Raw genomic sequence first — 8,848 nt, forward strand, 5'->3', positions numbered from 1 at the left:
CACATCAATGGCGACAACCATTAACAGAACTAAACCTGACTTTATTTAATATGAAAAAAGCTTGTAAGAAAAATGATGATGAAAAAGTTGATTTATTATATAAAGAGAGTAAAAACCTTATTTTAAATATGTCAAATACAATAGAAGATTTTACAAACTTTTTTAATCCAAAAAAAGATAAAAAACTATTTTTTATTTGTGATGCTATAACTGAGTCATTAAATATTTTAAAAAAAATGCTTGAAATTGAGAGTATTGAAGTAAGTATAAAAGTAGATGATAATATTCAAGTATTAGGTGTTTCAAATGAATTATCACAAGTTTTAATAAACCTAATACAAAATGCAAAAGATGCTTTTAATCAAAAGAGTATAATAAATAAAAGAATAGATATTTTAGTAAAACAAGAAGAAATACAAAATACAAAATATGCCTTTATTGAAGTAAGAGATAATGCCTTGGGAATTGATACGCAAAATCTAGAAAGTATTTTTGAACCCTACTTTACAACAAAACATAAAAGTCAAGGAACAGGACTTGGATTGTTTATGTCAAAGTTGATAATAGAAAAAAGCCTAGATGGAAGTATAAGCCATAAAAATATAGATAATGGTTCTAGTTTTACTATAAAAATACCAATGATTACAAATGCAACGGATAAAAAATGAATACAAAATTATTAAAAACTTTAAAAATACTAATAGTCGAAGATGAGGTAAGATTAGCTAGTTTACTAAAAGAAGCAATATCTGATTATTTTTACTCTACTGTGATTGCAAAAGATGGAGAAGAAGGACTAAAAAAGTTTAAACAAAATAAACCAGATATTGTAATAACAGATATTTTAATGCCTAAATGTGATGGTTTAGAAATGACAAAAGAGATAAAAAAGTTAGATGAGCATATACCAATTATTGTTTTAAGTGCGCATTCTGATAAAGAAAAACTACTAAAAGCAATAGACTTAGGAATAAATAAATACTTTATAAAACCCTTTGACCCAGATGAGGTAATAGAACATATAAATAAAATAGCCCCAAACCTAAATAAAAGAAAAGAGATAAAACTAAAAGATGGGTTAGTTTTTGATAATAACTCAACATCACTATATAAAAATGGAGTTTTAGTAAGTCTAACTAAAAGAGAAAGAGAATTTTTATTTTTACTACTAAAACATCAAAATGAGATAGTAGATAGTGAGCTTATAAAAACAACACTTTGGAAAGATGAAGTAAATGATGAAAGGCTAAGAACTTTTATAAAAAGACTAAGAGTCAAAACATCAAAAGATTTGATTGAAAATACTTCTGGTAGAGGGTATTTTATTTCTAGGGGTTAGAGTAGAGAGTATTTTACCACTCTATAGTTTCACTAAAATCACTATTTTTGGTTTCTTTTGCTTTTTGTATTGAAGATGCCATTTTTTCTATGTTATTTAAATATAGAGTTTCTTCTATTTGTTTCCAATATTTTTCTGAAAGTAGAACTGTATTATTTCTTTTTCCAGTAATAATTATTGGTTCGTGTGTTTGAGATATTTCATCCAAAATATTATAAAAATCTTTCATTTTACTTTTAAAATCATCATTTGAAATAAATTCATCGTTTGCTAAAATTTCAATAATTCCTTTTTCATCATCTGCTTCTAATATCAGTTCAGGTTTTTTATCTATTGTTACATTTAATTTATTCATAATTTCCCCTTTCGGTATTTATATATGGAAGTATTATAACATCAAAAGAGAGTATAAATCTTAGAGGGTATTGAATGAATTGCACCTTCTCATCTCTATCCTCTTTCATATGTATGAGGTAAAAACCTTTGTGACCCAGTAGATGGACTTGATGGTTATTGAGTAGGTTTATTATCTTCTGCCTCCATTCAGGAATACTCTTTTTATAATATTCATAATCAATTTTTCGACCTAGAGGGTTGCTAGCATGCATGATTGCAGCACACTTTTTATAAATCTTTATAAATTCTTTCTTGGTCAAGTAATCATTAGCACTGCTTGCAAGTTGGTTTCTAACCTGTGGCTCTTCAGAAGGATTCTCTACAACGGGCTTTGGATAAAAATCAGTGTTTACACGCTCTAGATCTTTAAGTAAGTATTCTGCATTCCATGCAGTGGCAAAATTGGAATATACCTTTTCATACTCTTGCTTATTAGCAACCAATGATGCCATTGCTATTAGTTCTAGTATTTTACGAATTTGCAGAGCAATTGATTCTAGGGTTGTTGGCTCATATAATGCATGACCGTTACCGGCGAGAAAAAAATCAATAATACTTGTGCGTTTCTTTACCTCCTCCATCACATTGCAGTACATAACGATATCTGGTTTTTTCATATTCTTCCCCTTCAGCTAACGTTCTGCTTCAGTGACGCTTTACGTTCACTGCTAGTACTTGTTATGTATTTACTCTGCTTCCTCTAAAACTTTTTTCAAATCCATAATATATATTGGTTTTGTAATTCCAGATAATATCAACTCATGTGTAGTATTTGGAATCATCTTTTTACGTTGAGTTGATAATGATGAATGTTCAACTTCTTCTAATGTTATTCCCTTATCAGACATTGCCTGCTCATCTTCTTCAATAATATTCCAACAAACTATCATATCTATTTCATCAAAAAGCTTTTGTTCATCATTAAAATCTTTAAGTATATTTTTCAACTTAGACTTAAATTCTATGACTACATTTTTGTGTCCCCACTTGGCATATAGGTCATATCTATTTCTATACCCTGAAATTAAAGGTTTAATTTCGTCTATTATGCCGTTTCCGATACATTCAAAGAAGATACCAGCTACACTTGCTTCTTGATCTTTAGGTGTTTTTACAAATTTTGTTTTGTCATTTCTTAAATCAATCATTTGCTCTATTTCCGCAAATATTTCTTCTTTATCCCATTCTGTACTCTGTATCACTTCACCTGAGACATATTTTGTAATATATTTTAAATACAAATTGAAAATATCTCTAGCAAAATTTTTATATTTTCTACTTGTCATTCCGTGAATAGACTTTCGTCCAATATCAAATTTCAAATGTTTATCTTCAAACATAATAAATATATTTGACCAATAACCAGCATAACCTGTCGATGGGTGATCTATAGTTATACCAGTAGGCATGCCCTTAACCGAAGTATATATGCCTGAAGTAAATTTAGAGTACTCATATTCATCTAACCAATCACCATTTTCAATATTCTCTTCAGTACACAGTCCCATGTCAACTGATAGCATATCCCAAACTTTTCGTTTTGGTACAAAGCAAGTTGTATATTTGATTGTTCTTCCTTGGAATTCAAATTCACCTTTTTTATAGATAATTTTATCTTGCAACTTTTTTCGTTTATCTTGGTCAGTTCTATCTGCATCATTCGCATATTTAATAAATTCATCTAAATCTATTTTTGTCTTATTATTTAGATTGTCATACACCATCCAAAATTTATTTTCTAAAACTTCTTCATTGAATTTTCCATCTAAATTAGTATGTTTAAATATTACATCTATTTTGATATCTTCACCCCATAAAAAATTTGTATTTCCTATTGCAGTTTTAGTTCTAATTACATATTTTAATTGTTCATATGTCAACTTGAATAAAGGAGAATCATCAATGCTTTCTAAAGTTATTTCTGTGCCCTGTAGTTCAAATGATTCATCCTTTAATTTAATTGTAATACGATCATTGCTTCGACTAGTTTTCCAGTTATATGCATCTATTATTACACCTGTTTTAGTCCCATTTTTATTTCCACTTGTAATACTGAAGTTATTACATGAAAATAAAACAAATGTTAAGCCAACACCTTTTTCACCTATACTCTCTTCATCATTATCTTTATTGGTGGAGAATGGAGCTAATAAAGAAGCTAAGTCATTTGGATCGATACCAACTCCATTATCTTTTACAATAATAGATTTAGTTTGAGAGTTGACTTCAATACTAATAGTTGCTTTTTTTGGTTTTTCTTGTTTTATTGCATCCACTGAATTTTGTAAGAGCTCTGCTAAAATATCCCAATCATTATTATAACTATCATCTATATCTATAATACTTTTTTTTATTTCTTGTATCCCTGGTTTTAAAAAATCTATATTATCCATTTAGTTCCCTTTCTATTGTAAAGTATATTATATTCATGTATTGCATAACTATTCATTGAAGGAACATTGTATCTAAATAAGATTATATATTAATTATTAATAGACATATTAAATGTCTTTTTAATAACTTAAAATACTAACAAATAGTATTATTTATAGAATCTCCCCTTTTTTACATTAGAATTTTAAAATATAAAATGTCCAAAACACACCATAATCACTGTTATTTGGACAAAGTGTTCCTTGAATTGTTAAAAAAAGTATTAAAAGGACAAAATGTCCTTTTATAAAGAGAGTTTATTTTACTTACAAATTCCGCCAAGATACATCTAAATACTCAGATTCAATCTCATCTTTATTTATAAAACTTTGCGCATAAATATCGCCAATATTTGTGTGTGTTTGCAAAAAGTTTTGTAAGTAGTATATTTTTTTGTAGCCTAATTTTTCTAGGGTTTTTATCATTTTATTTATATCATTTGTATTTAGTAGTTCTGAGTGTACTGTTGTTCTAATTTCAAAATCGAAGTTTATATCTATTAGGTATTTTATTGTTTTTATATACTCATCGTATTTTTTAGTCTTAGTGATAGTCTCAAATTTTTCTTTTGTAGCTTTAAAATCAATAGCCATATAATCTATAAGATTTAATTTGATTAGTTCTTTTATTTGTTTTGGATTTGTAGCATTTGTATCTAGTTTGATTTTAAAACCTAGTTTTTTTATTTCTTTACAAAAAGGTATTAGGTCATGAACTGTTGCCTCTCCACCTGATAATACAACAGCATCTAGCAGACCTACTCTTGTTTTTAAAAAAGCTATTACATCATTTGGTGATTGATTTGCAGTTTTTGAATGAACTAAATCATCGTTATAACAATACAAACATCTAAAATTACACTTTATAAACCAAACTACGCAAGACAAGTGTCCTACGTAATCTGTTGTAGTGAATTTTGTAATATTATAAACAGTTTTTTGATTCAACAAATCTAACTCTTTGTTTATGTTCACCTTTTTTTCCTATATTAAAACTCTCAACTGGTCTGTGGTATCCCATCACTCTTGTGTAAACTATACATTTTGTTCTTCTTGATTCGTTTTTTTCAAGCAATTCTTGTTTTTTCATCATTTTGTAATTCCTCATTTAAAATTTCTTCGTCACATTTTGGACAATATTCGTGTTCACCATTTATATAACCATGTTTTTGACATACTGAAAATACAGGTGTTACAGTAATATATGGCAATCTAAAATTCGTGATTGTATTTTTTACAAACTTTCTACAAGCATCAATAGAAGATATTTTTTCATTCATATATAAGTGTAAAACTGTTCCACCTGTATATTTACATTGTAGTTCATCTTGTAAAGTCAATGCCTCAAAAGGATCATCTGTAAAATCAACTGGAAGTTGTGATGAGTTTGTATAATAAACATTTTCATCTTGCCCTGCTTGGATAATATCTTCGTATCTTTTTTTATCTTCTTTGGCAAATCTATATGTTGTACCCTCAGCAGGTGTTGCTTCAAGATTGTATAAATTTCCTGTCTCTTCTTGAAATTGAACCATTTTTTCTCTCATGAAATCTAGTATTTCATTACAAAAGTCATGCGCAAGTTCAGTTGATAAATCAATATTTTCATTAAAATAGTTTTTTACCATTTCATTCATACCATTTATACCAATAGTTGAAAAGTGATTATTAAAACCTTGTAAATATCTTTGTGTATAAGGGAATAATCCTCTATTATACATATCTTGAACAAAAACTCTTTTTTTCTCTAAAGTTGACTTTGCAAGTTCCATTAACTCTTCTAGTCTTTTTAATAAAGCATTTATATCGCACTTATATAAATAACCTAGTCTTGCCATATTAATAGTAACAACACCAATACTTCCAGTCATTTCAGCACTTCCAAAAAGACCGCCACCTCGTTTTAGTAGTTCTCTTAAGTCAAGTTGCAATCTACAACACATAGACCTTACATGACCTGGTTTATATGCTTTTTCATTTTCAATTAAATTGCCATTTTCATCTTTTATATATTGACTACCTATAAAGTTTTGAAAATATGAAGAACCAATTTTTGAAGTATTTTCAAATAAAATATCAGTATTTTCACCATACCAATCAAAATCTTCTGTAATATTTACAGTAGGAATTGGGAAAGTAAAAGGTTGTCCAGTTTTATCACCTTGTGTCATTACTTCATAATAGGCTTTGTTTATTAGATTCATCTCTTTTTGAAAATCTTTATATGTTAGTTCTTCAAAACTACTATAACCTTTTTGTTTTATTTGCTGTAATAACTCATCGTCATTTACATTTGCAAATAAATGTTTTTGATTTTTTGTAGGGATTTGGTCTTTTAAATCACTTGGAACTGTCCAATCAATAGTGATATTTGTAAAAGGACTTTGTCCCCAACGAGCAGGAACATTTAAATTATAAATAAAAGACCTAACAGCTTTTTTAATCTCTTTATATGTAAGTTTATCTTTGAAAACATAAGGTGCTAAATATGTATCAAAAGATGAAAATGCTTGAGCGCCTGCCCACTCACTTTGTAAAATTCCTAAAAAATTTGCCATTTGTCCAAGAGCTTCTCTAAAATGATTAGGAGCTGTACTTTCAACTCTTCCTCTTACTCCATTAAATCCTTCATCAAGTAATACTCTAAGTGACCAACCTGCACAATATCCACTTAAACAATCTAAATCATGAATATGATAATCAGCATTTCTATGAGAATAGCCCTCTTCTTTTGAGTAAACCTTATCAAGCCAATAATTTGCTATTACTTTTCCTGCTGTGTTATTAATAAGTCCAGCATGAGAATATCCTGTATTTGAGTTAGCTTTTATACGCCAATCACTTCCATTTATATACTCTTGAATAGTTTGTGTAGAATTTACATAAGTTGTGTCACTATCAATATTAGAATTATGCTCTCTTTGCATTTTATGTAAATGTCTATAAATCATAAAAGATTTCATTACTTCAAAATGTTTCGCATGATATAGCTCTTTTTCGATTTTATCTTGCACATCTTCAACAGTAATCATTTTTCTTTCTTTTAATAACGCTAATACATTTGTATAAATATCATCATCATATTGTGTTTCAACACTTTTAAAAGCTTTCTTTATTGCATCTTTTATTTTATAAGATTCAAACTCTTGTTTTGAACCATCTCTTTTTAAAATTTCTATTATCATTTCTAGTCCTTAAAAATATCAGTGATTATAGATGATAAAATCTTAATAGCAAATAACAGTTTTTGTCACAAAAGTGTCATTTTTTGGGCATTTTAAGGGTAAAAATTATTTTACTTTTTTATTTGTAATTATTTTATAAATAGTAAAAAAAAGTAAAAATTTAAGTATAAAATAATACTAAATTAACTAGAATGTACCCTTTTATTAATTACAGAGGAAATTATATGAGACATTTCTTAACATTAGCAGACTATTTAAAAGAAGAAATTCTTGAAATATTAGACCTAGCTAAACAAATCAAAACAGAGACTAAGAATAAAGAGTTTAAAGATTATATGCCTAAACAAACATTAGGTATGATTTTTGAGAAAAGTTCAACTAGAACAAGAGTCTCTTTTGAAACAGGTATTTACCAATTAGGTGGAGTAGGATTATTCCTTTCATCAAGTGATATTCAACTAGGACGAGGTGAGCCTTTAAGTGACACTTCAAGAGTTATATCAAGAATGGTAGATATGGTAATGATTAGAACTTTTGGACATGAAAAAATTGAAGAATTTGCAAAGTATTCAAAAGTTCCTGTAATAAATGGTTTAACAACAGAATATCATCCTGTACAATTAATGGCAGATTATCTTACTATCCAAGAAGCAGGTTTAGATAAAGATTTAGTTGTTGCATATATTGGTGATGGTAATAATATGGCTCATTCATGGCTTAATATGGCTGCAAAATTAGGTTTTGAACTAAGAATTGCAACACCTAAAGGTTATGAAGTAAATGCTGATATTTTAGCAAAAGCTTTAGAAATGGCAAAAGAATCTGGTGCAAAAATCACAATCTCAAATGACCCAAAAGCTGCAGTACAAGGTACAACAGTAGTTACAACTGATACTTGGGTTTCAATGGGACAAGAAGATGAAAAAGAGCAAAGATTAAAAGACTTTGATGGTTATATCGTAGATGCTAAAATGATGAGTTTAGCACAAGAAAAAGCTATTTTCTTACATTGTTTACCTGCATATAGAGGTTATGAAGTAAGTGAAGAGGTATTAGAAGGAAGTCAAAGTTTAATTTTTGATGAAGCAGAAAACAGACTACATGCACAAAAAGGTGTAATGGTTTGGTTAGATAGACAAAGAAACGCCTAATGATTGATTTTAAAAAGTTTGAAAAATACTCAAGACCAGGGCCAAGATATACGTCTTACCCAACAGCTCCTGAGTTTAGTACAACATTTACACAAGATGATTTAAAAGAGTATTATAAAAACCAAAGTGATGATAGATCGCTTTCTTTATATATTCATATGCCATTTTGTAGAAGTGCTTGTTATTTTTGTGGATGTAATACGATTTTTACTTCAAAAGAAGAGAAAAAAGTTGAATATATAACATATTTAAAAAAAGAGTTAAATATATTAAAAAACCACCTAAATACTTCAAGAGTTGTAACTCAAATGCATTTTGGTGGAGGAACTCCTACCTTTTTCTCAC

The 8,848-nt window shown here is 28.3% G+C and carries 9 protein-coding genes and 1 pseudogene; 4 read left to right on the forward strand and 6 right to left on the reverse strand.

The window, feature by feature from the left end:
• Together ACERKK_RS08215 and ACERKK_RS08220 are read left to right on the forward strand one after the other, a co-directional pair.
• Positions 1-668, forward strand: a 668-nt coding sequence (locus tag ACERKK_RS08215; protein WP_373772599.1) for a sensor histidine kinase, incomplete at its 5' end; no start/stop codon positions are given.
• Positions 665-1,339, forward strand: coding sequence for a response regulator transcription factor (locus ACERKK_RS08220; RefSeq protein WP_373772600.1), 675 nt, complete (start codon positions 665-667; stop codon positions 1,337-1,339). The genes ACERKK_RS08215 and ACERKK_RS08220, both read left to right, overlap by 4 nt.
• 13 nt (positions 1,340-1,352) lie before the next feature.
• Here ACERKK_RS08220 and ACERKK_RS08225 read toward each other — a convergent pair whose 3' ends face one another.
• From ACERKK_RS08225 to ACERKK_RS08250, 6 genes are all read right to left on the reverse strand, one after another.
• Positions 1,353-1,694 carry a type II toxin-antitoxin system Phd/YefM family antitoxin gene (locus ACERKK_RS08225; protein WP_373772601.1) on the reverse strand — a complete coding sequence of 114 codons (342 nt, stop codon included), beginning with the start codon at positions 1,692-1,694 and terminating at the stop codon, positions 1,353-1,355.
• Positions 1,687-2,352 carry a hypothetical protein gene (locus ACERKK_RS08230; protein WP_373772602.1) on the reverse strand — a complete coding sequence of 222 codons (666 nt, stop codon included), beginning with the start codon at positions 2,350-2,352 and terminating at the stop codon, positions 1,687-1,689. Before ACERKK_RS08230 ends, ACERKK_RS08225 begins: the two co-directional genes overlap by 8 nt.
• 69 nt (positions 2,353-2,421) lie before the next feature.
• Positions 2,422-4,128 (reverse strand): ATP-binding protein, encoded by a 1,707-nt coding sequence (locus ACERKK_RS08235; protein WP_373772603.1) that lies wholly within the window; start codon positions 4,126-4,128, stop codon positions 2,422-2,424.
• A 306-nt stretch (positions 4,129-4,434) separates the two neighbouring features.
• Positions 4,435-5,115: an anaerobic ribonucleoside-triphosphate reductase activating protein gene (locus ACERKK_RS08240; protein ID WP_373772604.1), complete on the reverse strand. Its 681-nt coding sequence runs from the start codon at positions 5,113-5,115 to the stop codon at positions 4,435-4,437.
• Positions 5,093-5,257 carry an anaerobic ribonucleoside-triphosphate reductase gene (gene nrdD, locus ACERKK_RS08245; protein ID WP_373772607.1) on the reverse strand — a complete coding sequence of 55 codons (165 nt, stop codon included), beginning with the start codon at positions 5,255-5,257 and terminating at the stop codon, positions 5,093-5,095. The genes ACERKK_RS08240 and nrdD overlap by 23 nt, the downstream gene beginning before the upstream one ends.
• Complete coding sequence (locus tag ACERKK_RS08250) at positions 5,235-7,352, reverse strand: ribonucleoside triphosphate reductase (protein WP_373772605.1); 2,118 nt, start codon at positions 7,350-7,352, stop codon at positions 5,235-5,237. Before ACERKK_RS08250 ends, nrdD begins: the two co-directional genes overlap by 23 nt.
• A 224-nt stretch (positions 7,353-7,576) precedes the next feature.
• On the opposite strand from ACERKK_RS08250, the gene argF reads away from it, so the two are divergent.
• Positions 7,577-8,503: an ornithine carbamoyltransferase gene (argF, locus tag ACERKK_RS08255; RefSeq protein ID WP_373772606.1), complete on the forward strand. Its 927-nt coding sequence runs from the start codon at positions 7,577-7,579 to the stop codon at positions 8,501-8,503.
• Positions 8,503-8,848 (forward strand): annotated as a pseudogene (locus tag ACERKK_RS08260) (coproporphyrinogen III oxidase); the annotation flags it as partial. The gene argF and the pseudogene ACERKK_RS08260, both read left to right, overlap by 1 nt.

Origin of the sequence: Poseidonibacter sp. (assembly GCF_041821165.1) — a bacterium.
Classification (GTDB): Bacteria; Campylobacterota; Campylobacteria; order Campylobacterales; family Arcobacteraceae; genus Poseidonibacter.

What these genes read in the sequence shown, in the direction of transcription:
- nrdD (WP_373772607.1), bottom strand. Translation starts at nt 5,257, where the DNA reads ATGAAAAAACAAGAATTGCTTGAAAAAAACGAATCAAGAAGAACAAAA.
- argF (WP_373772606.1), top strand. Translation starts at nt 7,577, where the DNA reads ATGAGACATTTCTTAACATTAGCAGACTATTTAAAAGAAGAAATTCTT.
- ACERKK_RS08230 (WP_373772602.1), bottom strand. Translation starts at nt 2,352, where the DNA reads ATGAAAAAACCAGATATCGTTATGTACTGCAATGTGATGGAGGAGGTA.
- ACERKK_RS08250 (WP_373772605.1), bottom strand. Translation starts at nt 7,352, where the DNA reads ATGATAATAGAAATTTTAAAAAGAGATGGTTCAAAACAAGAGTTTGAA.
- ACERKK_RS08220 (WP_373772600.1), top strand. Translation starts at nt 665, where the DNA reads ATGAATACAAAATTATTAAAAACTTTAAAAATACTAATAGTCGAAGAT.
- ACERKK_RS08225 (WP_373772601.1), bottom strand. Translation starts at nt 1,694, where the DNA reads ATGAATAAATTAAATGTAACAATAGATAAAAAACCTGAACTGATATTA.
- ACERKK_RS08235 (WP_373772603.1), bottom strand. Translation starts at nt 4,128, where the DNA reads ATGGATAATATAGATTTTTTAAAACCAGGGATACAAGAAATAAAAAAA.